Source organism: Serratia sp. (in: enterobacteria), assembly GCF_051654945.1.
Taxonomy (GTDB): Bacteria; Pseudomonadota; Gammaproteobacteria; order Enterobacterales; family Enterobacteriaceae; genus Chania.
Window position 1 is genome coordinate 74,489 of sequence record NZ_JBOFZA010000091.1, and the last position, 16,718, is coordinate 91,206.

16 protein-coding genes are annotated in these 16,718 nt (G+C 52.1%); 4 read left to right on the top strand and 12 right to left on the bottom strand.

What is annotated here, in order from left to right; genetic code table 11:
- Window positions 1-37 precede the first annotated feature (37 nt).
- From ACRDCA_RS21240 to ACRDCA_RS21250, 3 genes are all read right to left on the bottom strand, one after another.
- Complete coding sequence (locus ACRDCA_RS21240; RefSeq protein ID WP_025122098.1) at window positions 38-769, bottom strand: oxidative stress defense protein; 732 nt, start codon at window positions 767-769, stop codon at window positions 38-40.
- A gap of 81 nt (window positions 770-850) precedes the next feature.
- Window positions 851-1,468 carry an arginine exporter ArgO gene (gene argO, locus ACRDCA_RS21245; protein WP_025122102.1) on the bottom strand — a complete coding sequence of 206 codons (618 nt, stop codon included), beginning with the start codon at window positions 1,466-1,468 and terminating at the stop codon, window positions 851-853.
- Window positions 1,469-1,592: 124 nt separating this feature from the next.
- On the bottom strand, window positions 1,593-2,099 hold the full coding sequence (locus tag ACRDCA_RS21250) for an RrF2 family transcriptional regulator (RefSeq protein WP_438691303.1): 507 nt from the start codon (window positions 2,097-2,099) through the stop codon (window positions 1,593-1,595).
- A gap of 221 nt (window positions 2,100-2,320) precedes the next feature.
- Between ACRDCA_RS21250 and ACRDCA_RS21255 the strand changes: the two genes are divergently transcribed.
- A complete protein-coding gene (locus ACRDCA_RS21255; protein ID WP_438691304.1) occupies window positions 2,321-3,520 on the top strand; it encodes an NAD(P)/FAD-dependent oxidoreductase in 1,200 nt (399 codons plus the stop codon).
- 160 nt (window positions 3,521-3,680) lie between these two features.
- Here the strand turns inward: ACRDCA_RS21255 and mscS are convergent, their stop codons facing one another.
- Window positions 3,681-4,547 (bottom strand): small-conductance mechanosensitive channel MscS, encoded by an 867-nt coding sequence (gene mscS / locus ACRDCA_RS21260; RefSeq protein WP_438691305.1) that lies wholly within the window; start codon window positions 4,545-4,547, stop codon window positions 3,681-3,683.
- Window positions 4,548-4,774: 227 nt separating this feature from the next.
- Here mscS and ACRDCA_RS21265 point away from each other — a divergent pair, with 227 nt between their 5' ends.
- Entirely contained in the window at window positions 4,775-5,446 is a 672-nt protein-coding gene (locus tag ACRDCA_RS21265; RefSeq protein WP_438691306.1) for a DUF1345 domain-containing protein, read from the top strand.
- A gap of 56 nt (window positions 5,447-5,502) precedes the next feature.
- On the opposite strand, the gene fbaA is transcribed toward ACRDCA_RS21265, so the two are convergent.
- The 3 genes from fbaA to epd form a co-directional block, all read right to left on the bottom strand.
- On the bottom strand, window positions 5,503-6,582 hold the full coding sequence (fbaA, locus tag ACRDCA_RS21270) for a class II fructose-bisphosphate aldolase (RefSeq protein ID WP_025123097.1): 1,080 nt from the start codon (window positions 6,580-6,582) through the stop codon (window positions 5,503-5,505).
- 152 nt (window positions 6,583-6,734) lie between these two features.
- Complete coding sequence (gene pgk, locus ACRDCA_RS21275) at window positions 6,735-7,898, bottom strand: phosphoglycerate kinase (protein ID WP_438691307.1); 1,164 nt, start codon at window positions 7,896-7,898, stop codon at window positions 6,735-6,737.
- A 72-nt stretch (window positions 7,899-7,970) separates the two neighbouring features.
- Window positions 7,971-8,987, bottom strand: coding sequence for an erythrose-4-phosphate dehydrogenase (epd, locus tag ACRDCA_RS21280; RefSeq protein ID WP_438691308.1), 1,017 nt, complete (start codon window positions 8,985-8,987; stop codon window positions 7,971-7,973).
- A 458-nt stretch (window positions 8,988-9,445) separates the two neighbouring features.
- On the opposite strand from epd, the gene ACRDCA_RS21285 reads away from it, so the two are divergent.
- Window positions 9,446-9,733 carry a putative quinol monooxygenase gene (locus ACRDCA_RS21285; protein WP_438691309.1) on the top strand — a complete coding sequence of 96 codons (288 nt, stop codon included), beginning with the start codon at window positions 9,446-9,448 and terminating at the stop codon, window positions 9,731-9,733.
- 52 nt (window positions 9,734-9,785) lie between these two features.
- On the opposite strand, the gene ACRDCA_RS21290 is transcribed toward ACRDCA_RS21285, so the two are convergent.
- The 5 genes from ACRDCA_RS21290 to ACRDCA_RS21310 form a co-directional block, all read right to left on the bottom strand.
- Window positions 9,786-10,292, bottom strand: a complete 507-nt coding sequence (locus tag ACRDCA_RS21290; RefSeq protein WP_438691310.1) for a fimbrial protein — start codon at window positions 10,290-10,292, stop codon at window positions 9,786-9,788.
- Between the two features lie 40 nt (window positions 10,293-10,332).
- The gene (locus ACRDCA_RS21295; RefSeq protein WP_438691311.1) at window positions 10,333-11,568 is read right to left on the bottom strand and encodes a hypothetical protein; all 1,236 of its coding nucleotides are present in this window, start codon (window positions 11,566-11,568) and stop codon (window positions 10,333-10,335) included.
- On the bottom strand, window positions 11,565-12,290 hold the full coding sequence (locus ACRDCA_RS21300) for a fimbrial biogenesis chaperone (RefSeq protein WP_438691312.1): 726 nt from the start codon (window positions 12,288-12,290) through the stop codon (window positions 11,565-11,567). Before ACRDCA_RS21300 ends, ACRDCA_RS21295 begins: the two co-directional genes overlap by 4 nt.
- Window positions 12,287-14,818, bottom strand: coding sequence for a fimbria/pilus outer membrane usher protein (locus ACRDCA_RS21305; RefSeq protein WP_438691313.1), 2,532 nt, complete (start codon window positions 14,816-14,818; stop codon window positions 12,287-12,289). The genes ACRDCA_RS21300 and ACRDCA_RS21305 overlap by 4 nt, the downstream gene beginning before the upstream one ends.
- 135 nt (window positions 14,819-14,953) lie before the next feature.
- A complete protein-coding gene (locus ACRDCA_RS21310) occupies window positions 14,954-15,511 on the bottom strand; it encodes a fimbrial protein (RefSeq protein ID WP_438691314.1) in 558 nt (185 codons plus the stop codon).
- A gap of 418 nt (window positions 15,512-15,929) precedes the next feature.
- On the opposite strand from ACRDCA_RS21310, the gene ACRDCA_RS21315 reads away from it, so the two are divergent.
- Window positions 15,930-16,718 (top strand): winged helix-turn-helix domain-containing protein, encoded by a 789-nt coding sequence (locus ACRDCA_RS21315; protein WP_438691315.1) that lies wholly within the window; start codon window positions 15,930-15,932, stop codon window positions 16,716-16,718.

Genomic DNA, 16,718 nt, shown 5'->3' on the forward strand with positions numbered 1-16,718 from the left:
AGGCGCAGCGTGATGCCGCGCCTGGGCAAGAGATTGCTTACTGCGCGGCGTTACGTTGCAGTTCGAACACCACGTCCACCTGATCGTCAAAGTGAATGCTTTGCTGTTCGTAAGTTTGAGCGGCATCGGCTTGTGGTGCCGCAGAAGCGGCTTTAAACATGCGTGCTACCGGCATCGGTTGGTAGTTGGCTACGTGGTAGCGAATGCTGTACACCGGCCCCAGCTTGGCCTTGAAGCCCTGCGCCAATGAAGCCGCTTGCTGAGTGGCGTTTTCAATCGCCTTTTGCCGCGCCTGCTCGCGATAAACATCCGGGTTAGCCACCCCGAGTTCGACCGCACGGATCTCGTTCAAACCCGATTTCAGCGCACCGTCCAATAATTCGTTGAGCTTATCCAACTGGCGCAACGTCACCTGTACCTGACGCACGGCCTGGTAGCCTTTCAGCTGCGACTCGCCGGTCTTCAGATAGTCATATTCTGGTTGGGTACGCAGGTTGGCCGCGTTGATATCTTTCTTTTCGATACCGTTCTTTTGCAGGAAGTCGAAGTACTGCGCCACGCGCTCATCAACCTGTTTTTTCGCCTGGGCGGCATCTTTGGCAGAGACGCTGACCTCGATTGCCAAAGTAGCAATATCTGGGGTGGCGTCTACGCTGGCCGTGCCGGAGGTGACCACGTGTGGGCCTTCAGGAACTTCTGCCGCCTGTAACGCCAGCGGTAACGTGCCTAATCCAATCATTGCGGCCATGGCCAATGCTTTAAGCTTCACAGTGTCTCCTTGAATGACTAAATGCTTACCTTCAAAGCTAACACATCCTGCTGCCCTTGGAATTCGGATTAGTGACAAAAACTACAAATTAGCCCCGTGCCAGGCCAATTGCAGCGCAATGGCCCACATCACCACCCCCACCAGGACGTTGATAATGCGCTGTGCCGTCTGGGTTCTTAGCCACGGAGCCAGCCACGAGGCCAACAGAGCCAAGGCAAAGAACCAGACCACCGAAGCGCTGACCGCGCCAAGGGCAAACCATGAGCGGATATCTGGCGTCAACTGGCCTCCCAGGCTACCGAGCACCACAAAGGTATCGAGATACACGTGCGGGTTCAGCCAGGTAACGGCCAACATGGTTACCACAATACGCCAGCGGCTTTGCTTCATCTCCTGCGCCGCCGCCAATTCCAGATGTTGACTAAACGCGGTGCGAAAAGCGCCCCAGCCGTACCACAGCAGGAAGGCAACGCCGCCCCAGGTCACTAGCGCCAACAACAAAGGCGAACTGCTGAGCAAGGCGCTACCGCCAAAAATACCGGCACAAATCAAAACGATGTCGCTCAGTGCACACAGCGAAGCGGTCATCAGATGATAATGGCGGCGAATGCCCTGGTTCATGACAAACACGTTTTGTGGGCCAAGCGGCAGGATCATCGCGGCGCTCAAGGCAAAGCCTTGCAGATAGATGGCTAACATGGTGTTCCTTCTGGAAATTTAAGCGCCAGCAAAGCGGCGTGTGCTGTTCAACACGCGCATCATACGAAGAGAAAATTATTAGGGGAAATGGATATTTCTAATCGGGCATCAGTAATACTAATAGTTAATCGTGACGACGCTGGCCAATCCATTCTTCAATTTGAATAGGAAAAATATCCGGTGCCTTTCTAAACATTCGCCGTACCAGATCCAGCACGGTATGCTGTGATAGCGCTTCTTCCATCCGTTGCTGGGCGACATTCATCACCTGGCGTACGCCGCAGATCCCTTCGCAAGCCCAGTCGGGTGCCGGTTCATCAAACACGGCCATGCGTTGGCGGATCTCCTTGCAGTCAAAGATCGTCTTTTCACCGTCGATGGCCGCAACGATATCCAGCACGGTGATCTGATCGGCCGGTTTGGCCAGCCGGAAGCCGCCGCCTTTACCCTCGGTGCTTTCAACCAGCTTAGCCTTGGAGAATTTGGTGAAGATCTTGGCCAGGTAGTCATAAGGCACGCCCTGCAATTCGGCGATTTCACGCACGCTCATCTCGCGCCCTTCACCTTTGCTATCGACCATACACATCAGGCTATGGATGCCATACTCCACCCCGGAACTGTAGAACGCCATGTTTTCTCCGCACGATTAACTCTGAGTTAAATAGTAAATTCTTCCTCGCACCGATGCAATGCCGGCGGATTGGAACATTTTTAACATTATAAAATTCAATAAATTAAACAAAAACTCTCCACAACTTGGTGTAAAACGCTTGATGATCTTAACTACGATCAATATAGTCGCAGTTAAAGGTTAAGGCCAATTGTCAGATGAAACATCAGCGGAGTCATAGCATGAAACAACAAATTCTTATCCTCGGTGCCGGTTTTGCAGGGATGTGGGCAGCATTGAGCGCGGCTCGGTTAACCGACCTTCATGGTCGTCACGATATCGAGATCACCGTACTGGCCCCTCGGCCAGAGTTGCGCATCCGCCCACGTTTCTACGAGGCAGGGGTAGAAAACTTCGCCGCTCCGCTATTGCCGCTCTTCGCCGCAACCGGCGTGAAGTTCATCACGGGGGTGGCTAGCGAAATTGACAGTGCAAGCCAGCAGGTCTGGTATCACAACGAGCAGGATCAGCTTGCTGCTGTGCGTTACGATCGCCTGGTGCTGGCAACAGGAAGCCAGATGGCTCCTGCCCTGCCAGGGGCACAGCAGTATGCCTTCGACGTTGACCAGATGGAGAGTGCCGCCCGCCTGGAGCAACATTTGGCTGCGCTGGCCGAACGGCCGGAAAGCGTGGCGCGTAATACCGTTATTGTGTGTGGCGGCGGCTTTACCGGCATTGAACTGGCCACCGAATTGCCAGCACGTTTACGGGCCATTCTCGGCGACTCCGCCGCCATTCGCGTGATTATCGTCGATCGTAGCCCGGTAGCGGGTGGGCGCTACAGCGAACAGCTGCGCGGCGTCATTGAGCAAGCCTCGGCGGAGTTGGGCGTCGAGTGGATGTTGAATGCCGAGATTAAGGCAATCGACGAAAGCGGGCTGACGCTGAAAAATGGTGAGCACATCGCCTCCAGCACCGTTGTTTTAACCGTGGGTGTACAGGCTAGTCCGTTGACACGGCAAATCGCAGCGGAGCGCGATCCGCAAGGCAGACTACACGTCGATGGGCAGTTACGAGTGATTGGGCAAAACGCGGTTTATGCCACCGGCGATGTCGCTTTTGCCAGCACTGACGATCAAGGCAACCACGCCCTGATGACCTGCCAGCACGCCATCATGTTAGGCCGCTTTGTCGGTTATAACGTGGCCGCCGATCTGCTTGGCGTTGAACCTTTGCCGTACAGTCAGGTGAATTACGTCACCTGTCTGGATCTGGGGGCATGGGGCGCGGTGTATACCGAAGGCTGGGATCAGGTAGTGAAATCCACCAGAGAGGAGGCCAAGAAAATCAAAGTCGCCATTACTAACGAACTGATCTATCCCCCGCAAGCAGAGCGTGAAGCGGCCTTTGCCGCCGCCGATCCGTTAGCACCGTTTGTTTGACCCCTCATCCCAACCTTCTCCCACAGGGAGAAGGAGCTGACCGGAGCGCATGGTAGGATCCGGCAGCTTCAGTCAGCAGTGAGCATTACACAGACAAATCAGCAAACTCGATCGGTCCCCTCTCCCTGTAGGTGGGCTAAGGTGAGGGGACACCAGATAATTACTCCGCCTGTTCAGCCGCTTTGGCTACGTGGCGCACGTGCACATCCATCTGCGGGAACGGAATACCAATCTTGTGGGTATCCAACTGACGCTTGAAGTTCTCCATCAGATCGTAATATACGTTCCAGTATTCGGCATTGGTGGTCCAGGAACGGGTCACAAAGTTCAACGAAGAAGGAGCCATCTCATTTAGGCGTACTGTTACACCTTTATCATGCATGATGCGCTTATCTGCCGCGATCACGTCACCCAATACCTTCTTCACCAGATCGATATCGGCGTCATAGGCCACACCCACCACAATATCCACACGGCGGTTCGGTTCACGGGAGTAGTTGATAATGTTGCCCGCGATGATTTTGCCATTAGGTACCACAATGGTTTTGTTATCTGCGGTGCGCAGCGTAGTCGAGAAGATCTGAACCTGATCCACCGTACCGGAAACGCCGCCCAGATCGACAAACTCACCGGCACGCAGCGGACGGAAGGCCACCAGCAGCACGCCTGCCGCAAAGTTGGACAAGGAGCCTTGCAGCGCCAAGCCAACGGCTAAACCGGCGGCACCCAACACGGCAATCACCGAGGTGGTCTGGACACCCACGCGCCCCAGCACCGCAATAAAGGTAAACGCCAGGATGCTGTAACGTGCCATCGCAGCCAGGAAATCGGCCACCGTGGCATCGATGCCACGCAGCTTCATCACGCGGCTGAGCGCATTGCTCACGACGCGCGCTATCACCGAACCAATAATGAAGATCACGATCGCAGCAACGATATTTACCGCATATTGGATCAGCATATCTTGATGGTTGACGAGCCAACTGCTGGCATTGTTAATGCCTTCTACTACGTTAAGTTCTTCCATTCTGACGTCCTACTTTACATCCCCGTGTGGGGAAAATGAGCAAAATATACTGGCGAAACAAGGCCAGCAAACAAACCAGTGCTAAGGGTAACCAACATTTTGCCGCAGTGCCAACCGCAATGGGTAAAATTTCCCACCGGGTTTGCCGGATATAACCTGAATAAATCCCGGGTTAAGCCGATTTCAACTATGCTGAAACCATCTTACCGACAGTAGGAAAGTCCATCGTGAACGCCATTTTCCCCTCGCTAAAACACTATTGGCAGGTTCGCCCAAGATTGTTGATTTCGGTGGGTACCGGGTTGCTATGTGCCGGGCTGATGCCCGCTCATTTCTCATGGCTGCAACGACTGATCGTTGGCTGGAACGTGATGGCCTGGATCTACTTATTGTGCCTGTGGCATCTGATGCTGGGCAGCACGCCGCAACGTACCAGGCAGTTGGCCCGCAGGCAGGACGAGAGCGCCAGCCAGGTGCTGGCAATGGTCAGCCTTGGCTGCGCGGTGAGTATTCTGGCGATCCTGTTTGAATTGAGCACCGCCAGGCAGGTCAGCGATCCGTTGAAAACACTGCAACTGGCCCTGACTGGCTCAACGCTGGTCGTTTCCTGGCTGCTGCTGCCCACCGCATTTACCATGCATTACGCCCACCTGTTCTACCGCCAGCGAGGCAATGCGGAGGTGTTACCGCTACTTTTCCCCGGCAAGCTGGCCGAGCCAAGCTATTGGGACTTTGCCTATTTTTCCTTCACCATTGCCGTCGCTTCACAAACCGCCGACGTGGCCGTGGGCACCGCAGACGTACGCAAAATCACCCTATTGCAATCAGTGATCTCCTTTGTCTTCAATATCCTGATATTGGGCCTATCGATTAACGTCGGGGCCGGGCTGTTGAGCTAGCAAAAGAAAAGGCTCCACAAGGGAGCCTTTCGCATCAAACTAAACGCAGAGAAGAATTACAGCACGTCTACCGCGTTCAGTTCTTTGAATGCCAGTTCCAGACGGGTGATCATGGAAGCCTGAGCAGCACGAGTCCATACGCGTGGATCGTAGTATTTCTTGTTCGGCTTGTCGGCACCTTCTGGGTTACCCAGTTGGCCTTGCAGATAGCCTTCGTTCTTTTTGTAGTAGTTCAGGATACCTTCCCAAGTTGCCCACTGGGTATCGGTATCGATGTTCATTTTCACTACGCCGTAGCTGACTGCTTCTTTGATTTCAGCAGCAGTAGAACCTGAACCACCGTGGAACACGAAGTTCAACGCATTGTGCGGCAGGTTATGTTTCTTGGAAACATAGTCCTGAGAGTCACGCAGAATGGTTGGAGTCAGTTTCACGTTGCCTGGCTTGTAAACACCGTGTACGTTGCCGAAAGAGGCCGCGATGGTGAAGCGTGGGCTGATCGCGTTCAGTTTTTCGTACGCGTAATCAACGTCTTGTGGCTGAGTGTACAGGGAAGAAGCGTCCATGTGGCTGTTGTCTACGCCATCTTCTTCACCGCCGGTGCAGCCCAGTTCGATTTCCAGGGTCATACCGATCTTCGCCATGCGAGTCAGGTACTTGCTGCAAATTTCGATGTTTTCTTCCAGAGACTCTTCAGACAGGTCGATCATGTGAGAAGAGAACAGTGGCTTACCGGTCGCCGCAAAGTGCTTCTCACCCGCGTCCAACAGGCCGTCTAACCATGGCAGCAGTTTCTTGGCACAGTGGTCGGTATGCAGGATCACCGGCACGCCGTAATGTTCAGCCATCTGATGTACGTGGTGTGCGCCAGAGATTGCGCCCAGGATCGCCGCACCTTGTGGCACGTCAGTTTTGATGCCTTTACCCGCGATAAAGCCAGCACCGCCGTTAGAGAACTGAACGATAACTGGAGCGCGCACCTTGGCCGCTGTTTCCAGTACGGCGTTGATGGAGTCGGTACCCACGCAGTTTACCGCTGGCAGCGCAAAGTTGTTCTCTTTGGCAACGGCGAAAACTTTCTGCACGTCATCACCTGTGATGACACCTGGTTTTACGAAATCAAAAATTTTAGACATTAGGCGTTGTCCTGTTTCGTTGGTCGTATACCCGTCGTCTTGCAAGCGACAGCCTGAAAACTCGTGGTAGCGATGGATAAATATCGGTGTGTGCCCCGCAGCCAAGCTGGGGGCATAAACAAACGGGCGGCTTGCGCCCCCCGTTGTCTCAATTACTGCTTAGCGCGCTCTTCCAGCATCACTACTGCAGGCAGTTGTTTCCCTTCAACGAATTCCAGGAAGGCGCCGCCGCCGGTAGAGATGTAGGAGATTTGGTCAGCGATACCGAACAGATCGATCGCTGCCAGAGTGTCGCCGCCGCCTGCGATAGAGAAGGCTTCGCTTTCTGCGATAGCGCGTGCCACGATTTCTGTGCCCTTACGGAAGTTAGGGAACTCGAACACGCCTACCGGGCCATTCCACAGAATGGTTTTAGCTTCTTTCAGGATCTTGGCCAGACGCTCTGCAGAGACATCGCCCAGGTCCAGAATTTGCTCGTCGTCTTTGATTTCGCTGGCTGGCTTCAGGGTTGCCGTCGCGGTTTCAGAGAACTCGGTAGCAACGCGCACGTCGGTTGGAACCGGGATATCACAGGTTTCCAGCAGCTTTTTCGCTTCTGGGATCAAGTCTGCTTCGTACAGGGATTTACCTACGTTGTGGCCTTGTGCCGCAACGAAGGTGTTAGCGATGCCGCCGCCAACAATCAGCTGGTCAGCGATCTTGGACAGGGAGCCCAGTACGGTCAGTTTGGTAGACACTTTAGAACCACCAACGATAGCCACCATTGGGCGAGCCGGATTACCCAGCGCTTTGCCCAGGGCTTCCAGTTCCGCAGACAGCAGCGGGCCTGCACAGGCAACCGGAGCAAATTTGCCCACGCCATGAGTAGAAGCCTGCGCACGGTGTGCGGTACCGAAGGCGTCCATCACATACACGTCGCACAGCGCAGCATATTTCTTGGATAGCACTTCGTCGTCTTTCTTCTCGCCTTTGTTGAAGCGAACGTTTTCCAGCACCACCAGCTCGCCTTCTGCAACGTCAACGCCTTCCAGATAATCCTTCGCCAGACGTACTGGAGATTTCAGATGATCTTTCAGGTAGTTAACCACTGGCAGCAGGGAGAACTCTTCGTTGTACTCGCCTTCGGTAGGACGACCCAGGTGGGACGTTACCATAACGCGGGCGCCTTGTTTCAGCGCAGCTTCGATAGTCGGCAGGGAGGCACGGATACGCGCATCGGAAGTCACTTTACCGTCTTTCACTGGTACGTTCAGATCGGAACGGATCAGAACACGTTTACCCGCCAGATCCAGATCGGACATCTTAATAACAGACATGGTGAACCCTCTTTGTTGATTCTCTATAAAGTTGCCTGAACGACGCACCAACACCACGTTGATAGCGCCTTACTAGAAACCGCTTGCGGCCATTGCCCGTGTTGTATCCAACATCCGGTTGGCAAAGCCCCATTCGTTATCGCACCAGACCAAGGTCTTGATCAGGTGCTGTCCACTGACCCGGGTTTGCGTTCCATCGACGATGGCGCTGTGCGGGTCATGGTTAAAATCAATCGAGACTAATGGTAGTTCTGTATAGTCAACTATACCACGAAATGATCCCTGTGCCGCCTTTTGCAACAGTTGGTTTACCTCTGTGACCAACACCTTCGAACTCACGCTGACGCTAAGATCGATGGCCGTAACGTTGATCGTCGGCACCCGCACGGAGATCGCTTCGAAACGATCGCAAAACTGCGGGAAGATGCGCGTAATGCCCGCGGCCAGCTTGGTGTCGACCGGAATAATCGACTGGCTCGCCGCGCGGGTACGCCGCAAATCCTGATGATAGGCGTCTATCACCGGTTGATCGTTCATCGAGGAGTGGATGGTGGTTACCGTGCCGGACTCAATGCTGTAGGCATCGTCCAGCAGCTTGATAATCGGAATAATGCAGTTGGTGGTACAGGAGGCGTTGGACACGATACGGTGTTCGCCACGCAGCGTTTGGTGATTAACCCCAAACACGATGGTCGCATCCAGATCGTTACCGCCGGGATGGGCAAACAGCACCTTTTTCGCTCCCGCTGCCAGATGGGCTTCGCCATCGGCTCTGCTACCGTATACACCGCTGCAATCCAGCACCACGTCCACGCCCAGTTCGCCCCAGGGCAACTGTTCCAGCGCTGGCTGATGTAGCAACCGAATGCTGTCATCACCCACGCTCAACACGTCACATTCCTGGCGCACATCCCAGGCAAAACGGCCGTGGCTGGAGTCATACTTCAGCAGGTGGGCCATCCCCTCGGCATGTGCCAGTTCGTTGATGGCGACGACGGAAATTTCGGCACGTCGTCCCGATTCGTACAGTGCGCGTAAAACGCTGCGGCCAATACGGCCAAAGCCGTTTATCGCTATGCGGATTGTCATGCTACTCCCTGAAGTAGGGCGCTCCCCGGCGGTGGTTTTCCGCTGCTGGGATGGCGCTGACTGGTTATCTCGCCTAGAGTACTTTAGCGTACCGCCTGCTGTGAATCGCTGCTTTGCATTATTCGTCACACCCGGGTGCTCATCGCATCCGTTCACTCTGGCGTTTCCACCGACAACAGTGATAACTGAAACGCTTCAGCCGAGCATAAACCAAAGTTTTGTCAAAAGGAACAGGTGCCGTGCGATGCCTGTCGCGCAGGCCGGACTTTGCGAAAATAAAATGATCTAGCGCACATTTTTACCCTCCGCCCTTACGAGAAGAATTGAGGTCGGCTGCGCAAATGACTTGCCGCTAACGCCAAGTCCACCATAATAGACCCAGCGTTTGTGGGTGAAGCAGATGCTGATGGGTATAGCTCTCTTTCTTTTGTGGTCAATGTTATTTACAAGGAATCAAAATGAGTGAAATCAAAGTAGTCGCCCTGATTAAAGCCAAGCCTGAGCACCGCGCAGCGGTAGACAAAGCAGTACGCGCCATGGTCGCCCCAAGCCGTTCCGAGCCGGGCTGCATCCAATATGATTTGCATGAAGAACAGGGCCATCCAGGCGCCTTCGTGTTTATTGAGCGCTGGACCTCAGAGCAGGCGCTGAAAGAGCATATGGCGATGTCTTACCACGATGCTTTCCTGGCCGAGTTGGAAGGCAAGCTGGTCAGTCTGGAAGTGAAAAAACTGACCCAGCTGTAATCATAACGATTAGGGGCGCTGTCTGTTGCGCCCCTTAATGTTGGCCGGTTAGCTATTCATAAGACAGCGTGTAATGCAGCAAACGCGCAAAATTCCCTGGCTGGATCGCGCCGGTCTTTACCATATAGGCCGAATAGAGCAGCACGTTATCTCCGCCCTGGATCTTCTGTCCACCGGACTTTTGACCAAAGTTAAGCCGGTTACCGGCACCATCGAGCAGAGTTAATCCTACCCCACTAATGCCATCAACCGGGATCACCTGTCCTGTCGCCCCCTTGCCGGTTTTATCAAACAGGGTTTTGACGATCTTGTCTGCGGTATTACAGCCGTACAGGCGGATAGTGAACGGCACCGGGGTTGATTGCCCTTTGCTATCTAACTCTGCCGTAGAGATCTCCCCCAGGTAAACCGTCTGATTATCATCACCGACTACGATGTTACAGGTCGCGACCGTAATACGTCCTTTGAATATCGTCCTGCTGCTGGCTACCAGCTCTGCCTGTGCCATAGTCAGCAGCGATATAGCGAACAATAATAAATAAACCAGTGTTTTCATCATCTATTCCAAATAACGAAGGATCCGCTCGCCTCGTTTACCCTCAAGGCATCCTGACTTCAAAAATCAATACCTGGCTATATTCACCATCCTTGATCCTTTTCAGATCGTTGGTGGTAGCCGCAATCTCGGCACGGATCCTTTTGGTTTCGCTCATGCTGGAAATATTGGCGATAAAGGCCGGGTAGGTATGATTGAACTGCAGATAGTTGCCTTTATTCAGGTCGTAGAGTTTCAAACCAATTCCCTGCGGCGCACCGCTGGAATGATTGATGCCCCAGAAAGTGCTGCTGATGGCATATCCCCCCTCGGTCTTGATCGTGCCGGGCAGGTTGTAGGTACTCCCCGTGCAGACCTGTGATTGGATCGGCCCCTTGGTGGCGGTTAGCGTAAAGTCTTCCATTCTTACCCGATTGCGGCTCAAGTCGTCAGACGAGATCGGCTGGAATTCGACGACGCCGGGAGTGGTGATGGTCAAAGTACACTGTGGTACCGGCGGAACTGCTGGGCCTGCTCCACCGCCACCATCGCTTATGGCACAGCCACTCATATCCGAATTCATCAAGCCACAAATACCTGGGCTACCAATGCCATAGCCGTGGTAGCTCATATTCGGGTCATCGCTACTTCGGTGAACCCACAGGCGGCCTAATAAGTTGACGCCATCAAAGTTTGGCTGTGGGCCACCGTCAATCCGGGTCTTGATTGGCTGCACCGTAAAGGTGAACGATAGCGTTTTGGTATAGTTTGGGTAACCGTCTTGAGTAGAGAAACAATTACTCTGGCAGGGTCCCAGCGTACCATCGCTCCAACCACGGATCTCACCCGTCCCCATATTCTCCAATCCGCTGACTGAAAACGAGCCGGCACCGCTGATACGCATTGTCAGATTTTTGAAAAACTCAGGCTTGAGGGTCGATGCCTTTTCAAAAGAAAATCTGACCGGGGCCGCCGTATCGCCGATATTGACACAGTTCACCGTGGCGGTCGCGGTCATCGTATAGGTGCGGTTAGGGATATTCCAATAATAACGATAGCGACAGCCATCTTTATCACAGTCATACGCCTCTCTTCTCTCCTGGATCTGTGGGCCAATAACATCCCGGAAGCTGCCAGCATTAGGGCCGATAAATTTCGAGCTCCGCAAATTGCCCCAATTGCAAACCAATAAGTCTCTGGCCATCACAGTATTGAACATGGCATACAGCGCCAATAATCCCACCGCTAACAGCAGCTCCCTGATCCCCCACCGGGAGGTCTTCGTCAACACATTCATCATGATTTATCCCGCACACAGGTTGTCGACGTGCAGCTGTAAGTCAGCGGCTGATAGGCACCATAGTCATTGATAAATTTGAGTGCGATCTTCTGCGGCTTTGGCTTGACGGCGGACAGCGTGACTTCACTTTTCGGCCTGAGCGTGACGGCTTCATCTTCTGCCAGCAGCGAATTTTTCCCCACCACCACCTCGGGCAAAATGACAAAAAACGGCGTGGGATTCACCAACTTCAGACCTTGGCTGCTTGGTTCCAGGCGGATCTCTTCCTGCCACACCTTCTCTGCCAATGGCTTCAGGGAGGCTGGGCGATAAAACGTTTTAACCTTGATGCGCAACGCTAACTGGATCGAATTGGGTTTATCCGACTTCGGGGGGATCTCCTGTAAAACAAAGAAAAACAGCGACTCCCGGTCCTGTGGCAGGCGAGCGGCATCCGCAAGAGGCGTCACCCGTATCTGCACGGTGCTGTCTTTTTCTACCCGCTGCAGTGGCGGCAGCGCGGTCAACGGCGAGCTGATTTTCTCCCCCGCTTCATTCTCCAGCCAGGTTTGTGCCAGGTAAGGCAATGTTTTGCTGTGATTGATAACGTTTACCGGAGATGACTTTTCATCACCCAATAAAATAACCCGAGTTCTGTCGATAGAAATTGCCGCCTGCGCCGAGCCGACAAACAGAAACAGCAGCCCGCTGATCAAGCCAGCGGAAAGGGATTTATGCATCATTGTGAAGTTCCTTGAGAGGATGAATCAATACGGCAAACAACCGGTAAAGCAGAAGATAAAGAAAGCCCCTGGGCTGGAAGAGTAAACAGGCAGCGCTGGCCGTCGCTATCCAGCGCGCTCAATTGAGCCTTGATGCCAACGCCGGAAATATAGACCTCGCCGTTTTCGCCCACCACGCCGATCTGACGCCGATCCTGACTTTCTTCCACCGTGGCACCGAAAGGAATGGCTCTTCCCTGCGGATCGCTAAGTTGCAGCAATGCCTTGATACCGCGATAAACATTCAACTTACGGTAGCCGATGGCTCCCTCAGTCAATACCATCTGGATGTTGGGGTTGGTGCTCTCGACATCATCGGGTAACAGGTTGGTATCGATGGTGTAGTTGGTACGGTAATAGTCCGGTACGTTATTAATCACCGCGATACCCTTGGCGTTGGTTGGCATCGGGTTGTTATTGCCCCGATTGCCGACATAAACCCCCTCAATGCCACCGGTATCAACCATCAGGCGAGTATTGCCCGCATAGCCATCACGATGTACGGCAATGCCGTACTCGGTCGCGGTAATACCTGATTTGATACTGCCCCCAAGATAGTAATCATTGCTGCTCATGGAGGTATTCAGCGTCGCGGCATACGCATCGCGATTCAGAGCCAGGTTGCCATTCAGGTTGCTGTTGCTGAACGAGCCCGAGGAACTGCTGCCGATTGACCAGGTCTGGCCAGGATCTGAATTATTGGTGTACGTGGCACTCGGAGAAAGGCTGCCATTGCTGACCCGCATTGCCGTGCTGAGATAGGATTGCGAGTTTAGCGGTATGCTCAGGCTGAGATAGACGGCGTTGTTATTCTTCTGCTCCTGCGAGGCAAAGCTGGTTTTATACTCGGTGCGATTAAGCGAAACGTAGGCGTTGACGTTTTTCAGGCTACCGATATCAAAAGATTTGGCGACGCTAAGACCATAGCTGTTGCTATCAGAGACATCCTGCCAATAGGTCTGGCGATTATAGATAGCGTTAATCGACACCCCCAACTCGCGGAAGCTCTTGCTGGCCACCAGGTTATAGCTTTCCTTGTTGGTCGAGGTGAAATCCGGCGACATCCTCATCGCGACAAAGTTATCTAGCGAGAGGTAGTTTTTCTCCGAGAAACGGTAACCGGCAAAGGTGATCTGGCTATCGATGCTGTCGAACACTTTGGAGTAATTAAACCGGTAACTTTCGCCCTTCAGGGTTTGATGTGCCAGTTGAGAACTGGCATGGGTCATATCGACGGATATCGCTCCCAGCGCATTCATGTCATAGCCAATCCCCCCGTTGAGGGCATAATAATTCTCGTCGGTTAGCAATAGGCCACCAAACACCGATCCTCCGGAGAAGACGCCAACGGAAGCCTCTCCGGTAGCCAATAACGGCTTGATGGATCCATTGGTCTGATTCATTTGGCCTACCATACCCTTGTAGCGAATATGGCCGGAACGGGTGAGGAAGGGGACGTTCGAGGTTTCTATGGTAGAGACTCGCTCTTCGCCATTCTCCTCACGGATGGTCATGGTTAACTGGCCAGAGGTGGCGTTAGTCAGATCCTGGATGACGAACTCACCCGGCGGCACCATCTTTTCATAGATAATACTGTCGCCACGCATCACGGTGACCCGGGCGTTACTATTGGCAACGCCGGTCAACTGTGGAGCATAGCCACGCAACGCCGGAGGCAGCATACGGTCATCGCTGACGATCGCCACGCCACTGTAATTAATCGAGTCAAAAACGTCTGATTGGAGGTAGTTTTTACCGATCGTCAGATTTGCCCCAGCCTCTTTAAGTGCACGAGCGGCATAAACTGTCGTCGTCTTGAACTGACGCTGATCATTGCCATAGCCACTGCTGTACAGCGACGTCTGGTAATTACTTCTCAAGCGCCAGTCTTGATAGTTTGCACCTAGGGTGCCGTAGCTGGAAAACGCGCTATTGCTGGTGTTACGGCCTTGATACTTATTACCGCTCAACGTGTAGTCAAACAACACACCAGGAATACCGTCGTCCCACTGAGCCGGTGGCGTCCAGTCCGGATCGCTGTATTTGAGCAACGCCTGGGGAATACTCACCAGCAGCTCACTCTTACCGCGATCGATACGGGCAGTAATCCCTTTAAAGCCGCCGATCAGTAAGCAATGCGGAATGCCTGGTACGGTACGTTTTATCAACTCTGCCAATGGCGCTTCTTTAAAACCGAATTGTTCTACGATAGGCAGGGGAAAACAAATCTGACTTTTCCCCTCCTGATTGATCACGCTAAAACTGTCGCTGGCGATCACCCGGTCATTGACTTTCAAGGCAAGCGGATAGATCCCCTCAGGGATATAATCAGGGCGAGAAAAATTACTCAGATTAATATTGTTATTATCACGCAACTCAAGCGCTCTGGTTTCAAATTCGATGTTATCATCATCAGCTCTGGCCGGATCTACCGCGATGAGGCAAAGAATAATGGTAGAAATAAATGAGTATTTCTTCTTATCATCCATAATTATATTAACCCATTAAGGCAACAACGTAGAGCAAGGCTCATAAATAGCAGCCCGTTCTAAATAAAGAACAGCACCAAATCACCTTTCTCTGCGGCAATTTGGCACTGGGGTATTACTCTAAATGGCTAAAGCTTAGAGATAGGTCAGAGAGAAGTTGGTCATCGCGTCGTAGGTACCAGCTACAATATCCTGCCCATCCAGCGCCACAACCTGTGCGGAGAACTGCAAGGTGTTATCCCCGGTGCGCAAGCTGTAGTTGTCTGAAGTAGCACCAATTTTAACGTGCTTGTTAGCCGCATCCAGCAGGCGGATTGCTACACCTTTGGCATCACCGCTTACGCCCAGGAAGCCATTGGCAGCCCCAACAGACATACCGTCAAAGCGTACGTTGACCTTGGTTTCTGCCGTTGCAGCAGGATCAAAGCTGCAGCCAATCAGTTTGATCTTGAACTCTTTCGGCGCGCTGTAACCTACGGTCTTCAACTGTGCATCGGCAATTTGCCCCAGGTTGATGTTCTGGTTGTCACCATCCTGGCCGGGAGCCAAGCCGCAAGGTGCTTTGATAACAGAACCTTTAAACATGATTTCACCGTTCCCCTGAGAACCAGGAGGAACATCAGCAAAGGCGTAACCTGATAACATTGCAGATGCCAGCGTGGTCAGAGCAAGTGTGCGGAGTGTCATTTTCATTGCATAAATTCCTTGAGAAGTTTTCCTATACTATGTTTGTCGCCGCTCTTGAATATCGCATTACCTTATACGTTGTATGCATAACCTAACGGCTGATGCCCACTGTCGGCGACCCGATAAATACTATGGACAACGCCCTTTAACAGCAAATTAATCTAAACATAAGGAAAATGTTAGATTTTAAATCTAAAAAATTAATTTTATTAGGATTAAAAACCAAGTTAAGCCAAATACGACCTGATGGACAACATTTATAACTTACTCAAAATCAACAGGATCTCCGGTGAAAAATAAATTCTTAATTCATGCTTGACTCGCTATGTATACTTAACTTAGATTCCTCCTAAATTTCTCAATCGAGATTATTCCTAATCAATAAATCATCTCATTAACCGCAACCAGGACGTTGATTACAAAAATGAAATACACCATAAACTTAATCGTTGTCTTTGACCCAGAGCTGCGAACTCTCGCACTCAATAATAACAATCAGACATCGATTGAACTTTCAAAACCCTGTTGCCGGGTGCTTAATGAGTTTATCAAATACAATGGGGATAATTTATCCCGTGATTTGTTACTGAAAAATGCGTGGGAGGACTATGGCTTTCCCCCTTCCAACGCCAGCTTGAACAATTGCATCAGTGAACTAAGGAAATCATTTGTTAGTCTGGGTGTAGAAAAACCCATCATTATAACCTTGCCACGGGTAGGGTTTAGAATGGAGGCCGATATTCATCCCACCCCAAAACAAAAAACCGAGGTCAAGATAAAAAAACAGGAACCGATGATCTCTAAACCAGAGCTGTCGGTGGCACTAAAAGAAGAAGAGATCGTTAACTCTCACCCAGTTGTCAGAATAAAAAAACCTATGGCGATGCCTATTCTGGCATTGGTGAGCGTATTGGGGTTGATAGGCATTGCATTACTATTATGGGCACCTTCGGCGCAGCTCAAACTGATTGGTGTTTATAACCAATGTGATATTTACTCCATCAACAAAGAGCCTAGTCCCGGCGCCGAATTCAGAGCCAAGCAGATGCTACTGTCAGAAAAGCTGGATTGTGACCAGCCAGGGCAAGACATTTTTTACACCGAAGAACGGCCTGATAACGATCTGTTAAAAATCACCTTCCTGGCCGCCTGCAAAAAGGGCCAGACAGGCAGTGATTATCAATATTGCAAAACGTTTAAAATCATTGAGTAA

Bases quoted from the DNA above. Each gene is read 5' to 3' on its own strand.
- argO (WP_025122102.1), bottom strand. From the start codon at position 1,468: ATGTTAGCCATCTATCTGCAAGGCTTTGCCTTGAGCGCCGCGATGATC.
- ACRDCA_RS21250 (WP_438691303.1), bottom strand. From the start codon at position 2,099: ATGGCGTTCTACAGTTCCGGGGTGGAGTATGGCATCCATAGCCTGATG.
- ACRDCA_RS21255 (WP_438691304.1), top strand. From the start codon at position 2,321: ATGAAACAACAAATTCTTATCCTCGGTGCCGGTTTTGCAGGGATGTGG.
- mscS (WP_438691305.1), bottom strand. From the start codon at position 4,547: ATGGAAGAACTTAACGTAGTAGAAGGCATTAACAATGCCAGCAGTTGG.
- fbaA (WP_025123097.1), bottom strand. From the start codon at position 6,582: ATGTCTAAAATTTTTGATTTCGTAAAACCAGGTGTCATCACAGGTGAT.
- pgk (WP_438691307.1), bottom strand. From the start codon at position 7,898: ATGTCTGTTATTAAGATGTCCGATCTGGATCTGGCGGGTAAACGTGTT.
- epd (WP_438691308.1), bottom strand. From the start codon at position 8,987: ATGACAATCCGCATAGCGATAAACGGCTTTGGCCGTATTGGCCGCAGC.
- ACRDCA_RS21285 (WP_438691309.1), top strand. From the start codon at position 9,446: ATGAGTGAAATCAAAGTAGTCGCCCTGATTAAAGCCAAGCCTGAGCAC.
- ACRDCA_RS21290 (WP_438691310.1), bottom strand. From the start codon at position 10,292: ATGATGAAAACACTGGTTTATTTATTATTGTTCGCTATATCGCTGCTG.
- ACRDCA_RS21295 (WP_438691311.1), bottom strand. From the start codon at position 11,568: ATGATGAATGTGTTGACGAAGACCTCCCGGTGGGGGATCAGGGAGCTG.
- ACRDCA_RS21300 (WP_438691312.1), bottom strand. From the start codon at position 12,290: ATGATGCATAAATCCCTTTCCGCTGGCTTGATCAGCGGGCTGCTGTTT.
- ACRDCA_RS21305 (WP_438691313.1), bottom strand. From the start codon at position 14,818: ATGGATGATAAGAAGAAATACTCATTTATTTCTACCATTATTCTTTGC.
- ACRDCA_RS21310 (WP_438691314.1), bottom strand. From the start codon at position 15,511: ATGAAAATGACACTCCGCACACTTGCTCTGACCACGCTGGCATCTGCA.
- ACRDCA_RS21315 (WP_438691315.1), top strand. From the start codon at position 15,930: ATGAAATACACCATAAACTTAATCGTTGTCTTTGACCCAGAGCTGCGA.